The organism is Citrobacter sp. Ce006, assembly GCF_030336535.1.
Lineage (GTDB): Bacteria > Pseudomonadota > Gammaproteobacteria > Enterobacterales > Enterobacteriaceae > Citrobacter > Citrobacter europaeus.
Window position 1 is genome coordinate 24,067 of the sequence record NZ_JAOWDO010000053.1, and the last position, 21,858, is coordinate 45,924.

A 21,858-nucleotide genomic window follows, 5' to 3' on the forward strand; every position below is an offset into this window, starting at 1 on the left:
AGGAAACGGCTATGCAATATCACCGTATACCCCACAGCTCGCTGGAAGTCAGTACACTGGGGCTGGGCACAATGACGTTTGGTGAACAAAACAGCGAAGCCGACGCACATGCACAGCTCGATTATGCCGTAGCACAGGGCATAAATTTAATCGACGTTGCCGAGATGTATCCGGTACCGCCGCGTCCTGAAACCCAGGGGCTCACCGAAACCTACGTAGGTAACTGGCTCGCCAAACACGGCAGCCGCGAAAAACTAATCGTTGCTTCTAAGGTCAGCGGCCCATCACGTAACAACGACAGCGGCATTCGCCCGAATCAGGCGCTGGATCGTAAAAATATTCGTGAAGCGCTGCATGACAGCCTGAAAAGACTGCAAACCGATTACCTGGATCTGTATCAGGTTCACTGGCCGCAGCGCCCGACCAACTGCTTTGGTAAGTTAGGCTACAGCTGGACGGACTCCGCGCCGGTCGTTTCCCTGCTGGATACGCTGGACGCGCTGGCAGAATTTCAGCGGGCGGGGAAAATTCGCTATATCGGCGTGTCCAATGAAACCGCCTTTGGCGTGATGCGCTATCTTCACCTGGCGGACAAACACGATCTGCCGCGCATCGCCACCATCCAGAACCCCTACAGCCTGCTGAACCGCAGCTTTGAGGTTGGACTGGCGGAAGTGAGCCAGTATGAAGGGGTTGAACTGCTGGCCTACTCTTGCCTGGGCTTCGGTACGTTAACCGGTAAATACCTGAACGGCGCGAAACCTGCCGGTGCACGTAATACGCTGTTTAGCCGTTTCACGCGCTACAGCGGCGAGCAAACGCAAAAAGCCGTCGCGGCCTATGTGGATATCGCGAAACGCCATAATCTGGATCCTGCGCAAATGGCGCTGGCATTCGTGCGTCGTCAGCCGTTTGTCGCCAGCACGTTGCTGGGTGCCACGACGATGGAGCAGTTAAAAACCAACGTTGAAAGCCTGCATCTGGAGTTGAGCGAAGAAGTACTGGCGGAGATTGAAGCGGTGCATCAGGTGTATACCTATCCTGCACCGTAACGGTTAGCGCCTGATGGCGCTATGCTTATCAGGCCTACAGACAGCGTTCCCTGTAGGCCGGATAAGGCAACGCAGCCATCCGGCAACAGCACGTAACAGACTAATGGCGGCGCTGCCAAATCCACAGCGCCGCAATCGCCAGCGCAAACAGCGCACCAAATCCAATACCAATCGCAACTGCCGGGATCCCCACCAGCACCGCCAGTGAGTAAATACCCAGCATCAGCAGCATCGCACTGTTTTCGCCGAGGTTTTGCACCGCTATCGCATTACCCGCACCGACGCTTTTCTTGCCCCGCTCCTGCAGCAACGCATTCAACGGCACCACAAAGAAACCACCTGACACGCCGATAAGCATCAGCAACGCGTAGGCCGGAAGCAGCGAATGTTGAAGAGAGAAAATCAGCACCACAATGCCAATCAGGATCCCCGCCGGCATACAGCGCGACACGGTTTCCAGCGTCACCAGCTTCGCTGCCGCACCCGCGCCTACCACAATCCCAATCGCTACCATGGCATTGAGATAGGTCGGCGTGGCGTTATCGGTGATACCGAGCGCCACCGGGACCCACAGCACCAGCAGAAAACGCAGCGTGACGCCCGCGCCCCAAAAAAGGCTGGTTCCGACCAACGAGAAACGTGTTTCACCGTTGCGCCATAGCGAAGAGGCGGCACAGAAGAAACTGCGCGTCATTTTCCCCAGATGCCAGGACTGACCAGGGCGAGCCGCGGCCAGTTTCGGAATATACAGGTTAGCCACTACCGCGCCAGCATAAGCCAGCGCACAGGCAGAAAGCGCGGCAATCACGTGCCAGTCGGCCAGTACGCCGCCGGCGACAGAACCGAGCAAAATCGCGGCAATGGTGGAGGCTTCCATCAGGCCGTTGGCCTTCACCAGTTTGTCACCGGTAGTCAGTTCACCGAGAATGCCATACTTGGCCGGTGAATACGCCGCCGCGCCGATCCCCACCAGCGTATACCCGAGAAAGGGATTAATGCCGAAGCAAATACTCGCCGCACCCAACAGTTTCAGGGCGTTCGCAAACATCATCACTCTGCCTTTGGCAAAGCTATCCGCCACCTGTCCAACAAACGGCGCAAACAGGATGTAAGCGCCCACAAACACCATTTGCAGGATTGGCTGGCTCCAGTCCGGATAAAATTGTTCCTTCAGCAGCGCCAGCGTGGCGAACAGCAGCGCGTTATCGCCAAACGCCGACAGAAACTGCGCGGCGATAACGGACATCATCCCTTTGGACCAGATTGAAGTGTTAGTGTGCACTGACTCACTCATGTTGTTTTTCCGGCTCATCGACCCAGCTTTTCAGCGTAACAAAATCCGGCTTACCGCTGCCGAGTAATGGGAGTTGCTTCAGGTGGCGAATATCACGCGGTACGGCAAGTTCAGGTACGCCGTGCGCCCGCGCATACTGTTGTAGTTTTTCACGCGTGAGGTCGGTATCGGTAGTAAACAGCACCAGCGCCTCACCTTTGCTGGTATCACTCTTGATCGCCGTGGCGTGCATTTTGTCTGCAGATACCGCCAACGCCAGTTGCTCAACCATTTCCAGAGACACCATCTCTCCGGCAATTTTAGCGAAACGCTTGGCACGCCCCTGAATCTGTACAAAGCCGTTTTCATCAAAGCGCACGATGTCGCCGGTGTCATACCAGCCGCGCTCAATCTCACCTTGCGCATTCTCTGCCGTCGGCACTTCCAGCACACCGGGTTTTTCAACGCGTAAATAGCCGCTCATAATATTAGGGCCTTTCAGTTGTAAACGCCCACCGTCCTCAATACCCGGAACGGCTAACAGTCGGGCATCCATGCCAGGCAAGATGCGCCCTACCGTTCCCGGTTTTGCCGCCATTGGTACGTTGATCGACACCACCGGCGCACATTCCGTCACGCCATAGCCTTCAAGGACGCGCAGGCCAAATTTCTCCTGCCACAGCTGCTTTGTGCTGTCCTGCAGTTTTTCCGCGCCCGCCACCACATAGCGCAGGCGGTGGAAATCGTACGGATGCGCGAAACGCGCGTAGTTGCCAAGGAACGTAGACGTACCAAACAACACGGTGCAGTTCCGGTCATATACCAGCTCTGGCACAATGCGGTAATGCAGCGGGCTGGGATAAAGGAACACTTCTGCGCCAGTCAGCAGCGGCGTGAATAATCCCACCGTCAGGCCAAAGGAGTGGAACAGCGGCAGCGCCGACATAAAGCGGTCATCAGCGGTGAAATCGGCAATCGTTTTAATCTGCTCAACGTTCGCCAGAATGCTCTTGTGGCTATGGACCACGCCTTTCGGATGGCCTTCCGAACCGGAGGTAAAGAGGATCACCGCGGCTTCTTCCGGCTGCTGCTTAACTTGCGCCAGATGCGGTGCCAGCAGATGTGAGAAAATCCACAGCTTATCGCTAAATGTCACATCAGCTTTTAAGTCCTCCAGATAAACCCAGCGCACCTGGGTGAGCTGTTCTGGTAAATGCCAGAGTTTGCCTTTTTCGAGAAACTGTCTGGATGTGAAGATCGTTTTGATTTCGGAGGCAGTAATGGCGCTGGTTAACCCTTTCACGCCCGCGGTGTAGTTCATCATGGCCGGAATGCGTCGACGCGCAATGGCGCCAAAAATGACCGCGGCGCTGATGCCCGCGTTTGGCAGCATCAGGCCAATTTTTTCACCTTCGACACTGTATTTTTCCAAAATACGGGCCACAAAGAGCGTCTTCGTGAGCAGCTTGCGGTAGCTGTCCGGGGTAAAGTTGATATCTTCAATGCAGTTTTTGCCTGCGCCAAAACGGTATTTTGCCGCCAGCAGCGACTCGTATAGCGTTTCACGCGGACGCACCGCCATGCGCGCTTCCATCATAATTTGATGCAGCATTTCACCAGCAATTTTGCGGCGATCGCGAGCACGCGGCGCTTCCGGCATCGGCATGTGGGTCGGCGGCAGAATATGCAGTTGGATACGCGGGAAGAATCGCTGTTTAACCCGACCTTTCAGGCGGCTAAAGCGGGAAAGCTCTGCGCCCTCAATGCGGACAGGAACGACCGTCGCCCCCGACTTAGCGGCGACAAACCCCGCGCCGTCATAAATTTTCATTAACGAACCGGTGGTAGAAATACGTCCTTCCGGGAAAATAACCACCGGACGCCCCTGCTCGACCAGACGAACCAGATGTTTAATCGACATTGGTTTGGTTGGGTCTAACGGCACGAAATCAATCAGCGGGGTTAGCCAGCGCATATACCATTGCTGGCTGATCGAGGTGTAAACGGCGAAGACGGGACGAATTGGTAAAAATAGCGCCAGCAGGATGCCGTCTATAAATGAGACATGGTTGGGAGTGATTAGAACGCGCTCTCCCTGTAGCGCGCTAACATCGCCCGTGACGCGAACGCGGAAAAGCACGCGAAACAGATTACGAAAAAAGCCAAATAGCATCTCAACTCCCTGTGCCATTAATTACATAAACATTAATGGTGGGAGAGTATACGAGTTGGGGAACAGGCGCGACAGGTAACTGGTAAATACAATCCGAAAAAAAACCTGCGCATCCGCGCAGGTCGGTGCAAGAGACAGGTACGAAGTGCGTACCGAATAATCTCACCAATCAATACCTCTGGGATCTTGATTGTGGTCGTCAGACACCAGATACGCCAGCGCGAAAACGCAAAGGAATGAACCCAAATGCAACGAGTTGTGTAAATTATCGGTTACTGTTACAGATAGGCTGAAGATAAAAAAAACCTGCGCATCTGCGCAGGCTGGTGTAATTCTAGTGATCAACCCGAAAGTTGATTTCACCTATCAATACCTCTGGGATCCCAACTCTAGCAATCCGCTCAGTTCTCCCACCAGCGAACAATCGCAACAGCGCATCGCAAAGTGTAAGCAAAAATTAGCATTTTCTATTTTCTGTCTTACTTCGCTCGTGCGCGCTCACATTTGCGACGTCCTGACGGGCAATCTGCTTGAACAGCCAGCCATTTTCCGTAACACTGACGGAATGTAAGCGTTTACCCACAACAGGTACTATCATGGCGACCATAAAGGATGTAGCCCGACTAGCTGGTGTTTCAGTCGCCACCGTTTCTCGAGTGATCAATGATTCCCCCAAAGCCAGCGAAGCATCGCGTCTGGCCGTAACGAGTGCAATGGAATCACTCAGCTACCACCCCAATGCCAACGCGCGTGCGCTGGCGCAACAATCCACAGAAACCATCGGCCTGGTGGTCGGTGATGTGTCCGATCCATTCTTTGGGGCAATGGTTAAAGCTGTCGAGCAGGTGGCCTATAACACCGGAAATTTTTTGCTGATTGGCAACGGCTACCATAATGAACAGAAGGAACGTCAGGCGATTGAACAGCTCATTCGTCATCGCTGCGCGGCGCTTGTTGTCCATGCCAAAATAATCCCGGATGCCGAACTGGCTTCGTTAATGAAGCAAATCCCCGGCATGGTCTTGATTAACCGAATTCTGCCGGGATTCGAACAGCGCTGCGTTGCCCTCGATGACCGTTTCGGCGCGTGGCTCGCTACCCGACACCTCATTCAACAAGGCCATACGCGCATTGGCTATCTGTGCTCCAATCACACGATTTCGGATGCGGAAGATCGTCTGCAAGGTTATTACGACGCGCTGAATGAGAGCAACATACCGGTCAGCGATCGACTGGTGACCTTCGGCGAACCGGATGAAAGCGGCGGTGAACAGGCGATGACCGAGTTACTTGGCCGTGGTAAAAACTTCACTGCGGTAGCCTGCTATAACGACTCAATGGCGGCTGGCGCCATGGGCGTATTGAATGATAACGGCATTGATGTGCCGGGAGAAATCTCGCTGATTGGCTTTGATGATGTGCTGGTTTCCCGCTACGTGCGCCCACGTCTGACCACGGTACGCTATCCCATCGTGACGATGGCAACCCAGGCCGCCGAACTGGCACTCGCGCTGGCGGAGAAGCGCCCCGTGCCTGAAATCACCCACGTTTTTAACCCGACTCTGGTGCGTCGCCATTCCGTTTCGACGCTGACGGAGCCAGGGAATTCATCATCAAACGATTAACCAGGATAGCGTTATGACTACGATGTTGGACGTTTCACGGCACGCAGGTGTCTCAAAAGCGACCGTTTCGCGCGTACTGAATGGCACGGGTCAGGTAAAAGAGAGCACGCGCCAGAAAGTGTTTAAGGCCATGCAGGCACTTGATTATCGGCCCAATTTTTTAGCGCGCTCTTTGGCAAACCGCACCAGCAACAGCATTGGTCTGGTCGTTTCGACATTTGATGGATTCTACTTCGGCCGCCTGCTGCAACAGGCCTCGCGCCAGACGGAGTCTCACGGCAAACAGTTGATCGTCACCGACGGACACGACACGCCGGAGCGTGAACAGGAAGCCGTACAAATGCTGGCCGACAGGCAGTGCGACGCCATTATTCTCTATACCCGCTATATGAGTGAAAAGGCGATAATGTCGCTGATGAACAGCATTGCTATGCCCCTGTTGGTCATCAACCGTGATGTCAGTCAGGCCCGCGATCGCGCCATTTTCTTTGAACAAGAAGATGCAGCATATCAGGCGGTCAATTATCTGATCTCTCAGGGACACAGCGATATTGCTTGTATCACCGTGCCTGGCCATACGCCTACCGGTAAATCCCGCCTGATGGGATATCGTAAGGCGTTGGAAAAAAAAGGTATTCCCTGGGATCCTGACAAGGTCAAATACGGCGACTCCACGATGACGCGAGGCTATGAAGCCTGTCGTGAACTGCTGGCGGAAGGGGTGAAATTCAGCGCTCTGTTCGCCTGTAACGATGACATGGCATTAGGCGCATCAAAAGCGTTACATCAGGCCGGACTAAGGATCCCAGCGGACGTCTCATTATTTGGTTTTGATGATGCGCCCAGCGCCAAATGGCTGGAGCCGGGGCTGTCTACCGTTTATCTGCCGATTGATACCATGATAACCACGGCAATCGACCAGGCTATCCGGCTGGCTAACGGCGAGAGCGTAGAGCCGATCCCACCGTTTACCGGTAAACTGGTGTTGCGGGAATCGGTGACAACGGGGCCGTATTACGAATAGTGCCGGATGGCGCAAGCGCCTTATCCGGCCAGTTAATTTCGTAGGCCGGATAAGCGTAGCGCCATCCGGCGTTTCACAACGCTATATTCAGATTAACTCCAGCGCCAGTAGCTCATCAATGGTCTGGCGACGGCGAATCAGTCGCGCCACGCCTTTATCAAACAAGACCTCCGGCAGCAGCGGGCGGCTATTGTAATTTGACGACATTGACGCGCCGTACGCCCCGGTATCATGCAAGACCAGATAATCTCCCGACACCACCGCAGGCAACAGACGGGTTTCTACATTCCCACCTTCCTGCTGGGTAAACACGTCGCCGGATTCACACAGCGGCCCCGCCACCACGGTTTCAATCTGCTGCGCGTTTTCCAGCGAGCGGCCATCACCCGCCAGCGCGGAGATATGGTGATAGCTGCCATACATCGCCGGGCGCATCAGATCGTTGAATCCCGCGTCGATCAGCACAAAGTGACGGCTGCCCATCTCTTTTACGCTGCGCACCTGCGCCACTAACACGCCAGCTTCTGCGACCAGAAAACGACCAGGCTCTATCTCAAGTGCGACCGGGTGGCCCAGGTGTTTAGCGATCTGCTCACGCGCGGCATTCCACAGGCCGAAGTAATGATCGGTGTCGATCGCCTCTTCCCCTTCACGATACGGGATTGATAAACCGCCGCCCGCGGAGATCGCCTCCAGATCCTGACCAAATTCAACCACCTGACGCACCATCGCGCCGCACACCTGCTCCAGATGGCCGTAGTCTACGCCGGAGCCAATGTGCATATGAATCCCCACCAGCTTTAACTTATAGCGCTGGATCACTTCCAGCGCCGCCGGTAGATCGCTGTACCAGATACCATGTTTGCTGTTTTCACCGCCGGTATTTGTTTTCTGACTGTGCCCATGCCCAAAGCCAGGGTTTACGCGTAGCCACACGCGATGGCCCGGCGAGACCTGACCCAGTTGTTCCAGCATGTCCACCGACCCGGCATTTACCGGAATGCTCAATTCATGCACCCGCGCGAGCGTCGCTTCATCAATCATATCGGCGGTAAAGACTATCTCATCTTTCCCAGGTACAAAGCCTGCCGCCAGCGCACGTTCAATTTCGCCAAGCGAGACGGAATCAACCTTCACGCCCTGCTCGCGCATCAGACGCAAAATATGAATATTCGAACATGCCTTCTGAGCAAAACGCACCACGTCAAACTGACTCAGCTTAGCAATCTGGGCGCGAATAATCTGCGCATCATAGACCCACACCGGGCAGCCGAATTCGGCAGGCAAGCGCAGCAGGTTGTCGGCGGTCAGGTCAGTGTCTGTATTGTTGAGTGGGCGTGGCATGGTGTACTCCGGTATTGGCTTTTTTATGATTACGCCACAACCCGAAAAGAATAAAAAATATCGTTTTATCGTGAGTCTATGCAAAAATGATATGGATTGGTTCATTCGAGGATTGCCCATGCCCGCCGTTAACCTGCGTCACATTGAAATCTTTCACGCTGTGATGACGGCGGGAAACCTGACGGAAGCCGCGAGGATGCTCAATACCTCACAGCCTACCGTCAGCCGCGAGTTAGCGCGCTTCGAGCAAGTTCTGGGGCTAAAGCTGTTTGAGCGCAGCCGTGGGCGCTTGCATCCAACGGTACAGGGATTACGTTTATTTGAAGAGGTGCAACGTTCGTGGTATGGCCTGGACAGAATAGTGAGCGCCGCCGAAAGCCTGCGCGAATTCCGTCAAGGCGAACTGTCGATCGTCTGCCTGCCAGTATTCTCACAGTCTTTTTTACCGCCGCTGCTGCAGCCATTTCTCGCGCGTTATCCGCAGGTCAATATTCAGATAGTGCCGCAGGAGTCACCGCTGCTGGAAGAGTGGCTGTCGGCACAGCGCCACGATCTGGGGTTAACGGAAACGCTGCATACACCTGCCGGAACGAAACGCACTGAATTGCTGGCGCTGGATGAGGTGTGCGTACTGCCGCAAGGGCATCCGCTGACCCGCAAAGCGGTATTAACACCGCAGGATTTTCAGGGAGAGAACTACATCAGCCTGTCACGAACCGACAGTTACCGTCAGCTACTGGACACCCTGTTTAATGAACATCAGGTGAAGCGCCGCATGGTGATTGAAACCCATAGCGCCGCTTCAATTTGTGCGATGGTGCGGGCGGGCGTTGGGATCTCGGTGGTAAACCCGCTGACCGCGCTGGATTACGCCAGCAGCGGAGTCGTTATCCGCCGCTTCAGTATTTCGGTGCCGTTCACGGTCAGTCTGATTCACCCGCTTCATCGCCCCGCCTCGGCGCTGGTTGATGCTTTTACTGCTCATCTGCAAGCCCATCTGCCGAGACTTATCGAACCGCTGGAGGCTATTTTGCATCCACAGTCGAAAGCATAAATGCCACCGCATCTTGCGCATGGATTGCCGCAGTGTCGAAAACAGGTAGTGGGCTTAGCTCTGCCGGAACCAGCAGACCAATCTCGGTACAGCCAAAGATAACCCCTTGCGCACCCTGTTTAGCCAACTGGTCAATCACGCTCAGGTAATAGTCACGAGAGGCTTCGCTGAACTCACCGAGGCACAGCTCGTCGAAAATAATCTGGTTTATTTTCTGGCGGTCATCAGCTTCAGGAATAAGCGTGCTAATGCCAAATTCAGTCTGTAAACGCCCACGATAAAAATCCTGCTCCATGGTGTAGCGCGTACCCAGCAGCGCCACGTTGCTCATCTGCTGCTTTTGTATAGCCCGACCCGTTGCGTCGGCAATATGCAGGAACGGCACATCACAGGCGCTTTCAATCGCCTCAGCAACTTTGTGCATGGTATTTGTACACAGCACAATCCCTTGCGCTCCAGCTTGCTGAAGCCCTGTGGCGGCCTGCGCGAGGATCTCCCCGGCCCGCTGCCAGTCACCGCTTGACTGACAAACTTCAATCTCGTGAAAATCTACGCTGTGCAACAGAATCTGTGCCGAATGCAGACCACCCAGATGCTGTTTTACCCCTTCATTAATGAGCCGATAATAAGGAATAGTGGATTCCCAGCTCATACCGCCTAACAGACCGATCGTTTTCATCATTTCCCCTGACTCGTTGTTGTCTCTCCAGTGAACCAAAGATGTGATCAACTTTCCACATCTGTTGGCGTGCATTTCTTTTTTTTATTTTCTGATATAGGTTTAATGAAACATCGTTTTAATTAATAACAGGAAGGCCGGATGTTTATTTTTCATAAAGAGACCACGCTTGACGATCTGGGCAATGGCGTTACCCGGCGCATTCTCGCTCACGACGGTAAAATGATGGCGGTTGAGGTGAACTTCGAGCAAGGCGCGATAGGCCCGATGCACAATCATCCGCATGAGCAACTGACTTACGTGTTGTCCGGTGAGTTTGAATTTATCATCGGCGAAGAAAAGCATGTCGTCAGGGCAGGCGATACCCTGTATAAACAGCCGAACATTATGCATGGCTGCGTTTGTTTAAAACCGGGAACGTTGCTGGATACCTTTACGCCCATACGCGAAGATTTTCTGCACGGGTAATTTCGCTGTTCTCAAGCCGTGCTACTGACCGGTTTGAGAACACGCTAAAATGCGTACTCAGTTCCCTAAAAATGTATACGTTACAAGGTGAGGCATTTTCCCTCGATACCAATTCGCATAAGCGTTAATCACCCGATGCGTCTCGCCATGTGGGCGATTACAGTCACGTTATCTTAATTAACGGTGACGGATCGCCATGACAAAAATGACAACATCCACTCCACATGACGCAGTCTTCAAACAGTTCTTGTACCATCCTGATACCGCAAGAGATTTTCTGGATATCTATCTTCCATCAACCTTGCGGGAGCTATGTGATCTGCAAACACTAAAACTGGAATCAGGCAGTTTTATTGAGGATAGCCTGCGAGCCAGCTACTCCGACGTACTGTGGTCATTAAAAACAAATGAAGGCGATGGATATATCTATGTTGTTATCGAGCATCAGAGTTCGCCAGATGCTCACATGGCATTTCGGCTAATGCGCTATGCAATGGCCGCAATGCAACGCCATCTGGATGCTGGCCATAAAACATTACCTTTGGTGATACCGATGCTGTTTTATCATGGCGCACTCAGCCCCTACCCCTTTTCACTCTGCTGGCTGGATGAGTTTGACGACCCCATAGTGGCACGACAGCTATACTCAGCAACATTTCCGCTGGTAGATATCACCGTAATACCCGATGACGAAATTATGCAACATCGCCGTATAGCACTGCTGGAATTGATGCAAAAACATATCCGCAAGCGTGATTTAATGGGATTAGTGGAACAACTGGTCTCGTTGCTGGCTACGGGATACGCTAATGACAGCCAGCTCAAAACGCTATTTAATTACATGATGCAGTTTGGAAATACGCCTCACATAGATAAATTTATCCGTGAAGTCGCTCAGCGGGTACCACAGCAAAAGGAAAGTCTGATGACTATTGCGGAAGTGTTGCAACAAGAAGCCAAACAACAAGAAGCGTTACGCATTGCCCAGATGATGTTAGCGAATGGTATTAGTCATGAAATTATACTAAAGATAACCGGGCTGTCTGCTAAGGATCTCCTCGCCAGGCAGGCTGCTCCACACTGAAATAAGTAGTTATGAGAGCCCGATAATCAGTTGTTCTATCGGGCTCCCTGCTCACTTACACCCCAATATTTCTTAACTTCTCACCCGCCATCAGCTTGCGTTCGATATGCTCCAGCGTGACATTTTTGGTTTCAGGAACAAGCCAGAAGGTAATCCCGATAAACGCGACGTTCAGCGCGGTATAAAGCCAGAACGTACCGGCTGCGCCAATGCTGTCGAGCAGCGTCAGGAACGTTGCGCCAATAATCATGTTCGATACCCAGTTGGTGGTTGTGGAGCAGGTAATACCAAAATCGCGGCATTTCAGCGGCTGAATTTCCGAACACAGGATCCACACCACCGGCGCGGCGCTCATCGCATAGCCTGCAATACACATCATCGTCATGCCAACTGACAGCCAGGATAGTCCATTGGAAGCCGTGCCGTTATCAAACTGCATCAGGCAATAACCAAGCACCAGCGTCCCGAGGGCCATCACGCTGAAACCAATTTTCAGCGCCGGTTTACGTCCTGCTTTGTCGACCGTGAAAACGGCGATAAAGGTGGCAAACATAAACGTTAAGCCGACCACCAGCGTGGCAATCATTTGCTGCTCTGTGGTGGTAAAGCCCGCCATTTTAAAAATTCGCGGCGCGTAATACATGATGATGTTCATCCCGGTAAATTGTTGCATCGCCTGCAGCAACATCCCGAGGAAAACCGCGCGACGCACGTTGCGGTTAATTTTAAACAGCGCCCAACCGCCCTGCTTCAGCTTCAGACTTTCACGGATTTCGTTCAGCTCATCGCGGGCCTTTTCTGACGTATCGCGCAGCATACGCAGTACTTCTTCGGCTTCGATGTGGCGACCTTTTTCCGCCAGCCAGCGCGGGCTGTTGGGCAGGAAAACAACCAGGATGATCAGTAACACCGCCGGGAGCGCCAGCACGCCCAGCATAGCGCGCCAGTTACCGCTGTAGCTGAATGCCGTATCGGACAAAAAGGCCAGTACGATACCCAGCGTTACCATCAGTTGATACATACTGATCATTTTGCCACGCACGTTCTCACTGGCCATTTCGGAGAGATAGAGCGGTGCGGTGTAAGACGCGATCCCCACCGCAACGCCCAGCACCACGCGGGCAAAAATGAGCATTTCTACGCTGGAGGCGAAGGCCGACCCCAGAGATCCGACGACGAAAAGGATCGCGCCCGCCATCAGACTGTATTTACGTCCCAGGCGGAATGACAGCCAACCGTTAAACAGCGCACCCATTGCCGCACCCAGCATCATGCTGCTCACCACCCACTCCTGCAGACGGCTGGTCAGGACAAAATGATCGGTGATAAAAGGCAACGCGCCGGCTATCACGCCAATATCCAGGCCGAATAACAACCCTGCGACAGCCGCAGAGATAGATACAAACATATTCATACGTCGCGTATCGCGCGCAGTGCGCGGCGCTAAAGCAGCATCATTATTTATTGAGACCATTTTTTCCTGCCAGATACAGAGTAACCATGTCATTGAAAGTAAGGGATCCCTTACAGGAAGCGTCAGGCGGGAAACGGCAAAAACATGGATTAAATAGCTACACCACATCGTTATGTGATGGATATTCCAATTTTAAAATTTAATGACAATCACTCAATTAAATTTAATCTATTGATATTAATGAATATTAAAAACCAAGAATCCATATATATGGAAATAAATATGGAATAATTTATAACCACAATATGGATTTTAATGATCCAAATGTAAAAAAAACCCTGCCAGAGGGCAGGGTTTGACGGTTCAGGAAAGCGAATTAACGTGCCAGCCAGCCGCCATCAACCGCAACGGTATAGCCGTTGATATAGTCAGATGCGCTGGACGCCAGGAACACGACAGGCCCCATCAGGTCGCTCGGCAGCCCCCAACGACCCGCCGGGATACGATCGAGGATTTCTGCGCTACGCTGCTCATCAGCACGCAGCTGTTGAGTGTTGTTCGTCGCCATATACCCCGGCGCAATTGCGTTGACGTTGATGTTATGTTTTGCCCATTCGTTCGCCATCAGACGGGTAACGCCCATTACGCCGCTTTTAGACGCGGTGTAAGACGGCACACGGATCCCGCCCTGGAAGGACAGCATAGAGGCGATATTGATAATTTTGCCGCCGTTACCCTGAGCGATAAAGTGTTTCGCCGCGGCCTGAGACATAAAGAACACGCTCTTAATGTTCAGGTTCATCACGTCATCCCAGTCTTTTTCGCTGAAGTCGATCGCATCGTCACGACGAATAAGACCCGCATTGTTGACCAGAATGTCGATATGACCAAATTCCGCCACTGCACGCTCAAGCAGCGCCGGAATGCCGTCGATTTGACGCAGGTCGGCGGTCAGACTTAAAAAACGGCGGCCCAGTGCGGTCACGCGTTCGATGGTTTCCGTCGGTTCAACAATGTTGATACCGACGATATCGCAACCTGCTTCAGCCAGACCCAACGCCATACCCTGACCCAGGCCGGTGTCACAACCGGTCACAACGGCGACTTTTCCTTCAAGAGAGAATGCATTCAAAATCATTGTAAATCCTTAATTTTTATATTGCCTGCCGCAGCAGGCACGGCTGTCGCCCGCGATTAGCGCAGATCTTTGACTGCAACATGGTCCATATCATCAAAGACCTGGTTTTCGCCGACCATGCCCCAAATGAACGTATAAGCTTTTGTGCCGACACCGGAGTGAATTGACCAGCTCGGAGAAATCACCGCCTGTTCGTTGTGCATCACAATATGACGCGTTTCCTGAGGCTGACCCATCATGTGGAAGACGCAGGTATCTTCTTCCATATTGAAGTAGAAGTAGACTTCCATACGACGTTCATGGGTATGACACGGCATGGTATTCCACAGGTTACCCGGCGCCAGTTCCGTCAGGCCCATGCTCAACTGGCAGGTTTCCAGAACATCCGGCACAAAGTATTTGTTGATGGTACGACGGTTACTGGTGAGGTTATCGCCCAGCGTCACTGGCGCAACGTCTGCTGGCGTGACTTTTTTGGTTGGGTAAGTCGTGTGTGCCGGCGCGCAGTTGTAGTAAAACTTCGCCGGTTTCGCCGTGTCGATGCTGGCGAATACCACTTCTTTTGCCCCTTTCCCGACGTACAGCGCATCGCGATGGCCAATTTCATAGCACTGGCCGTCAACGGTAATCGTGCCAGGGCCGCCGATGTTGATCACACCCAGCTCACGACGCTCGAGGAAATAGGTTACGCCCAGCTGTTTGCCGACTTCGCCACCCACAGAGACGGTTTTGGCCACTGGCATAATGCCGCCAACAATGATGCGATCGATGTGGCTGTAGACCATGGTGTATTCATCTGCGACAAACACTTCTTCGACCAAAAACTCATTACGCAGCCCCTGAGTGTCCAGGGTTTTCGCATGCGCACTATGGATGCTTTGTCTTACGTCCACATTTACCTCCAGTGATAAATTGACCGTGAATGCTTAAACGAATAGCAAAACGCTGTTCCGTTTTATCTTATGCGCTCATGATATCCCTCCCGGAATGGGTTTTCAATTACAACTAAAACGATGTTTCACTTTTTCTGCATCTTATTGTCAAAAGTGTAATTGCGATCACGCTAGCGCATATAATTCGCGAGAACATTTCAAATAAAATTATTTAAAACAATTAGATAGATAAATACACAAAGAAGTAGTTCATTAGTGGTAGGGATAAGACATTGAAAATACAGTCGGGCTCATACGATGTTTGCACATCTTTTCAAACAAAGTGCGCAGTCAATCACATGAAATGAAACAACGTTTTGATATGTTGGCAGGGTTTAGAGTGTATGTTTCTGTAACTGGCCTTGCCCTCCTGTTGGAGGGCTTTTTTATAGAGGAAGAGATAACACGGCAGAAAACTGTTCGAGAAGAAAAATATATACCCTAAATAATTCGAGTTGCAGGAAGGCGGCGACGCAGCGAATTCCCCGGAGCGTACATAAGTACGTGACTGGGGTGAGCGAGTAAAGCCAACGCACATGCAGCTTGAAGTATGACGGGGATTAGTCTCGTTCGATAGCGAGCGCCACCCCCTGACCGCCGCCGATACACAGCGTTGCCAGTCCTTTGTGCGCCTGACGCTTCACCATTTCATGTACCAGTGAAACCAGAATTCGGCAGCCAGATGCGCCAATCGGATGGCCGAGAGCAATGGCTCCGCCGTTCACATTTACCCGCCGTTCATCCCACTCCAGCATTTTCCCAACGGATAATGCTTGCGCGGCGAACGCCTCGTTAGCTTCAATAAGATCAACATCAGCCAGTTGCCAGCCCACACGCTCAAGACAGCGGCGCGTCGCATACACTGGCGCAATCCCCATCAGTGCGGGATCAACCCCGACGCTGGCAAAGGCGCGAATGCGGGCCAGCACCGGTAAATTCAGCTCCTGCGCTTTGGCTTCGCTCATCATCATCACCGCGGCGGCGCCATCGTTGATGGATGAAGCGTTACCCGCGGTGACCGAACCGAGCCGGTCAAAGGTAGGATCCAGACGCGCCAGCCCTTCGGCGCTGGCATCGGTGCGCGGCTGCTCGTCGGTATCCACCACGAAAGATTGCCCATTACGCTGCGTTACCACCGGCACGATTTCATCTTTAAAACGTCCGGCATCGATTGCCATCCGTGCCTTGTGCTGTGAGTGCAGCGCGTAGGCATCCTGTAATTCACGGCTGATGCCGTATTCCCGCGCCAGGTTTTCCGCAGTAACGCCCATATGGTAATCGTTGAAAGCGTCCCACAGTCCGTCATGCACCAGGCTGTCGACCAGTTGACTGTTTCCCAGCTGTGCACCGGTGCGGCTATCGGTAAGAACATGCGGCGCACGGCTCATATTTTCTTGCCCGCCCGCAATCACAATGTCGGCTTCGCCGCACTGGATAGCCTGGGTCGCCAGATGCAGCGCTTTCAGACCCGAGCCGCAGACATCGTTAATGGTGATGGCGGAAACGGTATTGGGTAGCCCACCATTGATGGCGGACTGACGCGCCGGATTCTGCCCGGCACCTGCGGTAAGTACCTGTCCGAGGATCACTTCATCCACGGCGTGAACATCCACGCCAGTGCGTTCCAGTAACGCCCTGACCACCATGCTACCTAATTCAACGGCAGAGTGGCGCGCCAGCGTCCCCTGGAAGCAGCCAATCGGTGTCCGTAACGCCCCGACTATCACAACCTCTTTCATCACCACCTCAGCGCAAAATAACACCGCAATAGTAGATGATTGTTAAAAAGAGTTATCAAGGTTGTTTAAAAACGGTGATTTTTATCACAAAGGAAATTCGTATCATTTATTGGTCATCTGAACGCCACTCTGCTGTAAATGGTCGCGCAGCCAACTTCCCGCCACGCCAGGGGGGGATTTTTTATTCCACAACAGATCGATAGAGATAGCCTTTGGCCAACCGGGCAGATTCAATTGAACCAGCGGTTTTTCTGCCGCAAACTCCTCCACCAGCGCACAAGGGAGCGCGCACCAGCCGAATCCCTGCACCGCCATACTCAGCAGCAACAAATAGTTAGGCGCCGACCAGACGGGGCCACGCGCCACGTTGGTGCCGTTTTCCAGATAGGTATTCAGACGCAACTCGCGCCAGGTATGTAGCTGTTCCCACTGCAGTTTTTCATGAGCCGCCAGCGGATGCGACGCCGCGACGTATAATCCCATCCAGGTTTGCATCGGCAGACGCGTAACGCCCATGTCGGTCGGGTAATCCTCGCGCGCTTCGATCAACCCCACCTGAGCACGTCCTTTTTGCAGCAGATCGATCACGTCTTCATCTTCGCCAATCAGACATTCAAACTCGGTATGGGGAAACTTGCGGTCAAACTGCACCATCAACTCTTCCAGCACATCCGGGTGTAGCGTGTCCGAAAGCACGAAAGTCAGACGCGCTTCCGTCTCACCCGACAGCGAGATCGCCGCCTCATCGAGACGTTCGCTGGCCGTCAAAATTGCCTGCACATAGCCCAGCACCCGCTTACCTTCTTCAGTCAGCGTTGGCTGGCGGGATGAGCGGTCAAAGAGCGCAAAACCAAGATCGGCTTCCAGATGAGCAATGGCCGTACTGATGGTGGACTGGCTTTTGCGCAGCCGCCGGGCCGCCGCAGAAAACGAGCCGCAGGACACGGTCTCCACAAATGCCGTTAACGCTTCAGGAGAGTAACGCATGAACTATCTACTTTATCGATGGATACTATCTTTTAGATATCACATAAAACGATAAAATTGCCACCATTCCGTTATCCGGGCATTAAAGAAGGTTTTAGGTTATGCAACACGATACAGTCCAACGTCGCTCGCTAGTGGAGCGTATTTTTCATGCCGTCTGCTTTGAAGGCATTGCCACCGCTGTTCTCGCACCAACCACCGCATGGTTGATGCAGCGCTCGGTGCTGGAAATGGGCGGACTGACCGTTCTTCTCGCCACCACGGCGATGATCTGGAATATCATTTATAACGCCCTGTTTGACCGCCTGTGGCCATCACATCTGGTAAAACGTACGGCGAAAGTGCGGGCATTTCACGCCTTAGGCTTCGAGAGCGGTTTTATTGTGATCGGGGTGAGCATCGTGGCGTATGTGCTAAACGTCAGCCTGATTCAGGCATTCACGCTGGAAATAGGTTTCTTCCTGTTCTTCCTGCCGTACACCATGTTCTATAACTGGGCTTATGACACATTACGCGAGCGTGTTATGAAGCGTCGCCAGCAGCGCGTTACTGCCTGATAATTAAAATAATAGTCGGAATCTTCTCGGTTCCGGCTATTAATCCATTCACTAGCCCACTCGTTCACACCTCCCCCAGCCCCTGCCATTTGTGGTAAATTGCGCTTCTTTTTGTTTATTTTATAGTTGATACGTTCAAATAATGTCGAAATTTTGGTCAAAAGAAGAGACTCTCTGGAGCTTCGCACTATATGGGACTGCCGTCGGCGCAGGAACCCTCTTCCTCCCCATACAGCTGGGTTCTGCAGGCGCGGTGGTATTGTTTATCACCGCACTCGTCGCCTGGCCTTTAACCTACTGGCCGCACAAGGCGCTGTGCCAGTTTATCCTGTCCTCAAAAACCTCGGCAGGTGAAGGAATTACCGGCGCGGTTACGCACTACTACGGCAAGAAGATTGGCAGCCTGATCACCACTCTCTATTTTATTGCCTTCTTTGTGGTGGTGCTGATCTACGCCGTAGCGATAACCAATTCACTCACCGAACAGCTGGCAAAACATATCACCATCGATCTGCGGATCCGCATGCTGGTCAGTTTTGGCGTGGTGCTGGTGCTGAACCTGATTTTTCTGATGGGCCGACAAGCCACCATTCGGGTCATGGGCTTTCTGGTGTTCCCGCTGATCGCATACTTTTTATTCCTTTCGCTTTACCTGACCGGAAGCTGGCAACCAACGTTACTCACTGGCCAGATGTCTTTCGATCAGCACACGCTGCATCAGGTCTGGATATCTATTCCCGTGATGGTTTTCGCTTTTAGCCATACGCCAATTATCTCTACGTTCGCCATTGACCGACGTGAGAAATACGGCGAGCAGGCCATGGGTAAATGCAAAAAAATCATGAAGGTAGCCTACGTCATCATCTGCCTGAGCGTGCTGTTTTTCGTCTTCAGCTGTTTGCTTTCGATTCCGACAAACTATATCGAAGACGCGAAAAATGAAGGCGTGACCATTCTGTCAGCGCTATCGATGATGCCCAACGCGCCGGCCTGGCTGTCGATATCCGGGATCATCGTTGCCGTTGTGGCGATGTCAAAATCGTTCCTCGGTACCTACTTTGGCGTGATTGAAGGGGCAACGGAAGTAGTAAAAACGTCGTTGCATCAGGTGGGAGTGAAGAAAAGCCGGGCTTTTAACCGCGCCCTGTCCATTATGTTGGTTTCGGCCATTACGTTCATCATCTGCTGCATTAACCCTAATGCCATTTCAATGATTTACGCGATAAGCGGGCCACTGATTGCCATGATTCTGTTTATCATGCCGACATTATCGACCTATCTGATCCCGGCACTGAAGCCGTACCGTTCAGTGGGTAATCTGATCACCCTGATTGTCGGTCTGCTGTGCGTATCTGTGATGTTTTTTGGCTAGAACGTGTTGTTGAACGGCTCATTCTCCTGAAAGTGGGTGCGATGTCGTTCAGTTAACAACTCAATTTCAGAAAGTATCAACCTGTGTTGGCGGAAGTAATGAACATGCTATCTCAGAGAAGGGTTCCGTTCACCTCATGTTCATCGTTTCTCTGAAGCACCGATTCCTGTGAACGTGCAAGGGAGGCTCACCGCCGCCTCCCTTGCAACCCAGGCTCCCGGCGGGAAAATCGTCGCTACGCGATTCATTCGTCTTATGCCGTCTGCCTGTCGGGTCGGGGCCGAGCCTGCGTCCATGCAGCCCGTCCCCTCTGTCCGCATCCCTGCGGACAGCCCCGGTCAGACGTCAACTCCTCATCGATTTTCAGCCGGACCCGAGTCATCGCTTCAACGCTCTGATTTCCAGTTAAATCTGTTTTGCTGTTCAGACCAAAAACGCAGATGGTGAGGTGTGGGCTGGTCCGGCTGAAAATTGCCGACGTGTTTCCGTAAGCCCGGGAGAGCCAGCATGGATGCTGGCTCAGGGCGCGCTTTGCAGGGATAATGAGATGGACGCTCCAGATTTTGCGGCATCAAAGTACCAGACTGGATCGTTGCAATACGTCCTGAAAATGAGGAGCGTCCACATGAAAGTATCAACTCTTGGTATCGACCTGGCAAAGAACGTTTTCCAGCTTCATGGTGTCGATCACGAAGGTCATACTGTTTTGCGTAAGAAGCTGACCCGGGCTAAGTTCGTTCAGTTTGTCATTCAACTGGAACCTTGCCTGATGGGCATGGAAGCCTGTTCATCCAGCCATCATTTTGCACGGTTATTCAGTCGCCACGGCCATGAGGTAAAACTCATTCCTCCGCAATATGTGAAGCCCTATGTCAAAACGAACAAGACGGATGCAGCAGATGCTGAAGCTATCTGCGAAGCGGTAACCCGCCCGAATATGCGTTTTGTACAGATAAAAACCGAAGAGCAGCAGGCCGTTTTAGCGTTACACACTGAACGGGGAATACTTATCCGTGAGCGGATCGCCTGTTCCAATAGTTTAAGAGCCACACTTGCTGAGTTTGGTATTACGATTGCAGCCGGACAAAGCCATTTAACCCGTGAGCTGCCAGCCATTCTGGAAGACGGCGAAAATGGTTTATCTCCCTTTGTCAGAACCAGCATCTACAGACAGGCTCACCATATCCGGGAACTTGAGGAGCAGGTTAAACAGGTAGAAGAATCTCTGGCCTCCTGGTACAGAACGCAGGAAGCCTGCAAGAGAATGGCCAAAATCCCGGGGGTTGGCATGCTAACGGCCACTTATGTGGTGGCAGCAGTGGGTAATGCCCGACAATTCAGCACCGCAAAGCAGTTTGCTTCATGGCTGGGGCTGACACCAAAGGAGCATTCCAGCGGCGGGAAACAGCAACTGGGAGGGATCAGCAAACGTGGCGATGGCTATTTCCGATACCTCCTGGTTCACGGCGCACGCGCACTTACCGCCTGGGTCAACCGGAAAGGCTCAGTTGAGGAGAACACCTGGCTTCAGGGATTGCTTGAGCGAAAGCACTACAATGTAGCTGTTGTCGCCATGGCGGCAAAAACATCAAGAATTATGTGGTCAATGTTGACACGTAACACGGAATATCAGCCTCGCCAGCCCGCCTGACACAAGGTCAGACAGTCTGACGAGGTGCTGAAAAAGAGTTAACGTCCTGGTAGGTGCAGGTGACTTCAGAAGATGGCAAAACAGGTAAGACCGCAGGCAGGATACACCGAGAGGTAGCAAGGGCAAGTCAGCCCGCAGAGGATGATTGGTACCTGCCTGGCGGATTTCATCATGGTTCGGGATAAATAAATCCCATCAGAAACCGGATATATGGCTGCATCTACCCGTTTTATCACTTAACTGAAAAATAAATTGCATCCCGGGAGCGTCCATATATGCTACCTCGCGCCCG

18 protein-coding genes are annotated in these 21,858 nt (G+C 52.6%); 9 read left to right on the plus strand and 9 right to left on the minus strand.

Going from position 1 to position 21,858, the window contains the following annotated elements; genetic code table 11:
* Positions 1 to 11: 11 nt before the first annotated feature.
* Positions 12 to 1,052 (plus strand): NADP(H)-dependent aldo-keto reductase, encoded by a 1,041-nt coding sequence (locus OGV94_RS01565; RefSeq protein WP_003033954.1) that lies wholly within the window; start codon positions 12 to 14, stop codon positions 1,050 to 1,052.
* Between the two features lie 100 nt (positions 1,053 to 1,152).
* Here OGV94_RS01565 and lplT read toward each other — a convergent pair whose 3' ends face one another.
* Both lplT and aas read right to left on the minus strand, forming a co-directional pair.
* The gene (lplT, locus tag OGV94_RS01570) at positions 1,153 to 2,346 is read right to left on the minus strand and encodes a lysophospholipid transporter LplT (protein ID WP_075145678.1); all 1,194 of its coding nucleotides are present in this window, start codon (positions 2,344 to 2,346) and stop codon (positions 1,153 to 1,155) included.
* Positions 2,339 to 4,498 carry a bifunctional acyl-ACP--phospholipid O-acyltransferase/long-chain-fatty-acid--ACP ligase gene (gene aas, locus OGV94_RS01575; RefSeq protein ID WP_286522457.1) on the minus strand — a complete coding sequence of 720 codons (2,160 nt, stop codon included), beginning with the start codon at positions 4,496 to 4,498 and terminating at the stop codon, positions 2,339 to 2,341. The genes lplT and aas overlap by 8 nt, the downstream gene beginning before the upstream one ends.
* Positions 4,499 to 5,094: 596 nt before the next feature.
* On the opposite strand from aas, the gene galR reads away from it, so the two are divergent.
* A complete protein-coding gene (gene galR / locus OGV94_RS01580) occupies positions 5,095 to 6,123 on the plus strand; it encodes an HTH-type transcriptional regulator GalR (RefSeq protein ID WP_043017443.1) in 1,029 nt (342 codons plus the stop codon).
* A gap of 13 nt (positions 6,124 to 6,136) precedes the next feature.
* Positions 6,137 to 7,147, plus strand: a complete 1,011-nt coding sequence (locus OGV94_RS01585; RefSeq protein WP_286522459.1) for a LacI family DNA-binding transcriptional regulator — start codon at positions 6,137 to 6,139, stop codon at positions 7,145 to 7,147.
* Between the two features lie 87 nt (positions 7,148 to 7,234).
* On the opposite strand, the gene lysA is transcribed toward OGV94_RS01585, so the two are convergent.
* Positions 7,235 to 8,491: a diaminopimelate decarboxylase gene (gene lysA / locus OGV94_RS01590; RefSeq protein WP_043017445.1), complete on the minus strand. Its 1,257-nt coding sequence runs from the start codon at positions 8,489 to 8,491 to the stop codon at positions 7,235 to 7,237.
* A gap of 118 nt (positions 8,492 to 8,609) precedes the next feature.
* Here lysA and OGV94_RS01595 point away from each other — a divergent pair, with 118 nt between their 5' ends.
* Positions 8,610 to 9,545 (plus strand): LysR family transcriptional regulator, encoded by a 936-nt coding sequence (locus OGV94_RS01595; protein WP_043017982.1) that lies wholly within the window; start codon positions 8,610 to 8,612, stop codon positions 9,543 to 9,545.
* Here the strand turns inward: OGV94_RS01595 and OGV94_RS01600 are convergent.
* Positions 9,517 to 10,224 carry an aspartate/glutamate racemase gene (locus OGV94_RS01600; protein ID WP_075145676.1) on the minus strand — a complete coding sequence of 236 codons (708 nt, stop codon included), beginning with the start codon at positions 10,222 to 10,224 and terminating at the stop codon, positions 9,517 to 9,519. The genes OGV94_RS01595 and OGV94_RS01600 overlap by 29 nt on opposite strands.
* 141 nt (positions 10,225 to 10,365) lie before the next feature.
* Between OGV94_RS01600 and OGV94_RS01605 the strand changes: the two genes are divergently transcribed.
* Both OGV94_RS01605 and OGV94_RS01610 read left to right on the plus strand, forming a co-directional pair.
* Positions 10,366 to 10,692 carry a cupin domain-containing protein gene (locus OGV94_RS01605; protein WP_286522462.1) on the plus strand — a complete coding sequence of 109 codons (327 nt, stop codon included), beginning with the start codon at positions 10,366 to 10,368 and terminating at the stop codon, positions 10,690 to 10,692.
* Positions 10,693 to 10,888: 196 nt separating this feature from the next.
* On the plus strand, positions 10,889 to 11,776 hold the full coding sequence (locus OGV94_RS01610) for an Rpn family recombination-promoting nuclease/putative transposase (protein WP_043017448.1): 888 nt from the start codon (positions 10,889 to 10,891) through the stop codon (positions 11,774 to 11,776).
* A gap of 55 nt (positions 11,777 to 11,831) precedes the next feature.
* On the opposite strand, the gene araE is transcribed toward OGV94_RS01610, so the two are convergent.
* From araE to OGV94_RS01635, 5 genes are all read right to left on the minus strand, one after another.
* Complete coding sequence (gene araE / locus OGV94_RS01615; protein WP_047413388.1) at positions 11,832 to 13,250, minus strand: arabinose-proton symporter AraE; 1,419 nt, start codon at positions 13,248 to 13,250, stop codon at positions 11,832 to 11,834.
* A gap of 316 nt (positions 13,251 to 13,566) precedes the next feature.
* Positions 13,567 to 14,328, minus strand: coding sequence for a 2-dehydro-3-deoxy-D-gluconate 5-dehydrogenase KduD (gene kduD / locus OGV94_RS01620; protein ID WP_003033923.1), 762 nt, complete (start codon positions 14,326 to 14,328; stop codon positions 13,567 to 13,569).
* Positions 14,329 to 14,384: 56 nt separating this feature from the next.
* Entirely contained in the window at positions 14,385 to 15,221 is an 837-nt protein-coding gene (gene kduI, locus OGV94_RS01625; protein ID WP_008785720.1) for a 5-dehydro-4-deoxy-D-glucuronate isomerase, read from the minus strand.
* 599 nt (positions 15,222 to 15,820) lie between these two features.
* Positions 15,821 to 16,999 (minus strand): acetyl-CoA C-acetyltransferase, encoded by a 1,179-nt coding sequence (locus OGV94_RS01630; protein WP_159121448.1) that lies wholly within the window; start codon positions 16,997 to 16,999, stop codon positions 15,821 to 15,823.
* 102 nt (positions 17,000 to 17,101) lie between these two features.
* Positions 17,102 to 17,986, minus strand: coding sequence for a LysR family transcriptional regulator (locus tag OGV94_RS01635; protein WP_047408964.1), 885 nt, complete (start codon positions 17,984 to 17,986; stop codon positions 17,102 to 17,104).
* Between the two features lie 101 nt (positions 17,987 to 18,087).
* Between OGV94_RS01635 and OGV94_RS01640 the strand changes: the two genes are divergently transcribed.
* From OGV94_RS01640 to OGV94_RS01650, 3 genes are all read left to right on the plus strand, one after another.
* The gene (locus OGV94_RS01640; protein ID WP_047408961.1) at positions 18,088 to 18,543 is read left to right on the plus strand and encodes a multidrug/biocide efflux PACE transporter; all 456 of its coding nucleotides are present in this window, start codon (positions 18,088 to 18,090) and stop codon (positions 18,541 to 18,543) included.
* A 142-nt stretch (positions 18,544 to 18,685) separates the two neighbouring features.
* On the plus strand, positions 18,686 to 19,915 hold the full coding sequence (locus tag OGV94_RS01645; RefSeq protein ID WP_003825569.1) for an amino acid permease: 1,230 nt from the start codon (positions 18,686 to 18,688) through the stop codon (positions 19,913 to 19,915).
* A gap of 625 nt (positions 19,916 to 20,540) precedes the next feature.
* Positions 20,541 to 21,566, plus strand: a complete 1,026-nt coding sequence (locus OGV94_RS01650) for an IS110 family RNA-guided transposase (RefSeq protein WP_286522466.1) — start codon at positions 20,541 to 20,543, stop codon at positions 21,564 to 21,566.
* Positions 21,567 to 21,858 lie beyond the last annotated feature (292 nt).

What these genes read in the sequence shown, in the direction of transcription:
- OGV94_RS01565 (WP_003033954.1), top strand. Translation starts at nt 12, where the DNA reads ATGCAATATCACCGTATACCCCACAGCTCGCTGGAAGTCAGTACACTG.
- lplT (WP_075145678.1), bottom strand. Translation starts at nt 2,346, where the DNA reads ATGAGTGAGTCAGTGCACACTAACACTTCAATCTGGTCCAAAGGGATG.
- aas (WP_286522457.1), bottom strand. Translation starts at nt 4,498, where the DNA reads ATGCTATTTGGCTTTTTTCGTAATCTGTTTCGCGTGCTTTTCCGCGTT.
- galR (WP_043017443.1), top strand. Translation starts at nt 5,095, where the DNA reads ATGGCGACCATAAAGGATGTAGCCCGACTAGCTGGTGTTTCAGTCGCC.
- OGV94_RS01585 (WP_286522459.1), top strand. Translation starts at nt 6,137, where the DNA reads ATGACTACGATGTTGGACGTTTCACGGCACGCAGGTGTCTCAAAAGCG.
- lysA (WP_043017445.1), bottom strand. Translation starts at nt 8,491, where the DNA reads ATGCCACGCCCACTCAACAATACAGACACTGACCTGACCGCCGACAAC.
- OGV94_RS01595 (WP_043017982.1), top strand. Translation starts at nt 8,610, where the DNA reads ATGCCCGCCGTTAACCTGCGTCACATTGAAATCTTTCACGCTGTGATG.
- OGV94_RS01600 (WP_075145676.1), bottom strand. Translation starts at nt 10,224, where the DNA reads ATGAAAACGATCGGTCTGTTAGGCGGTATGAGCTGGGAATCCACTATT.
- OGV94_RS01605 (WP_286522462.1), top strand. Translation starts at nt 10,366, where the DNA reads ATGTTTATTTTTCATAAAGAGACCACGCTTGACGATCTGGGCAATGGC.
- OGV94_RS01610 (WP_043017448.1), top strand. Translation starts at nt 10,889, where the DNA reads ATGACAAAAATGACAACATCCACTCCACATGACGCAGTCTTCAAACAG.
- araE (WP_047413388.1), bottom strand. Translation starts at nt 13,250, where the DNA reads ATGGTCTCAATAAATAATGATGCTGCTTTAGCGCCGCGCACTGCGCGC.
- kduD (WP_003033923.1), bottom strand. Translation starts at nt 14,328, where the DNA reads ATGATTTTGAATGCATTCTCTCTTGAAGGAAAAGTCGCCGTTGTGACC.
- OGV94_RS01630 (WP_159121448.1), bottom strand. Translation starts at nt 16,999, where the DNA reads ATGAAAGAGGTTGTGATAGTCGGGGCGTTACGGACACCGATTGGCTGC.
- OGV94_RS01635 (WP_047408964.1), bottom strand. Translation starts at nt 17,986, where the DNA reads ATGCGTTACTCTCCTGAAGCGTTAACGGCATTTGTGGAGACCGTGTCC.
- OGV94_RS01640 (WP_047408961.1), top strand. Translation starts at nt 18,088, where the DNA reads ATGCAACACGATACAGTCCAACGTCGCTCGCTAGTGGAGCGTATTTTT.
- OGV94_RS01645 (WP_003825569.1), top strand. Translation starts at nt 18,686, where the DNA reads ATGTCGAAATTTTGGTCAAAAGAAGAGACTCTCTGGAGCTTCGCACTA.
- OGV94_RS01650 (WP_286522466.1), top strand. Translation starts at nt 20,541, where the DNA reads ATGAAAGTATCAACTCTTGGTATCGACCTGGCAAAGAACGTTTTCCAG.